A 777-nucleotide genomic window follows, 5' to 3' on the forward strand; every position below is an offset into this window, starting at 1 on the left:
AGAAAACTAAGCAACTTTTACATTGCTTAGTCATTCTTCACTTCATTTTACTCTTTTTCTTGTTCTTTAATGAACTGTTCTATTTCTTTAATTTCTTCTCTTTCGTCTTCATATTTAGGAATCATACCGAATTTTTTGTATTCATAATAACGTTCTCTAGCTAACTGTCCAAATTCTGAATTTTTCCAATCAATATAATCAAAGGACACATTTAATTTACCTTCATTGGTAAAATCAAATTCACACGATGTCCATGGCTCTTGATTATTTTCTATAAATAGCTCTCGGAGTCTATCAAAATTTTCGTAAAGTTCGTCTGATAATTCATCAAATATTCTTTCAGAAACATTATAATCATCTGGAATACTAGTATAGTAATGTATGTCGTTACTGTAGGGGTGGATGAAATTAAAAAAAACTTCGCCACCCTGATCATCTATATATGCCATTGTATATACTCGTTCCCATTCCACAGGAATCATTTCATTAATTTTACTTGCGATTTGTTGATACATTTCGTTTAATTTTTCTTCAAATTCCATTGTTTCACCTCTATATATTTTTTATATGTCTCTCAAGTTTCCTATTATTTATTTCATATTTTACTTTAAACTGAGTTGGCCTTTAACTGTCCCCCCTATATTGGACTTCAATTTTAATATTTTTTACTTCTCTTCCCTTTTTAATTGCTTTTTGCCATTCTTTCTCCATCTTATACCATTGACCGTTCTCTTTAAATGAGCGATTGATGTATTTACTTTGGGGTACGAGATTGTC

2 protein-coding genes are annotated in these 777 nt (G+C 30.1%); both read right to left on the reverse strand.

The genetic code is table 11. The features are described from left to right. Positions 1–47: 47 nt before the first annotated feature. Positions 48–542: a TIGR01741 family protein gene (locus tag HMPREF3241_RS09755; RefSeq protein WP_070853638.1), complete on the reverse strand. Its 495-nt coding sequence runs from the start codon at positions 540–542 to the stop codon at positions 48–50. A gap of 82 nt (positions 543–624) precedes the next feature. Further along, a partial coding sequence (locus HMPREF3241_RS13280; protein WP_371106696.1) for a DNA/RNA non-specific endonuclease occupies positions 625–777 on the reverse strand: 153 nt, incomplete at its 5' end.

This window comes from Staphylococcus sp. HMSC34G04, assembly GCF_001838765.1.
Taxonomy (GTDB): domain Bacteria; phylum Bacillota; class Bacilli; order Staphylococcales; family Staphylococcaceae; genus Staphylococcus; species Staphylococcus epidermidis.

What these genes read in the sequence shown, in the direction of transcription:
- HMPREF3241_RS09755 (WP_070853638.1), bottom strand. Translation starts at nt 542, where the DNA reads ATGGAATTTGAAGAAAAATTAAACGAAATGTATCAACAAATCGCAAGT.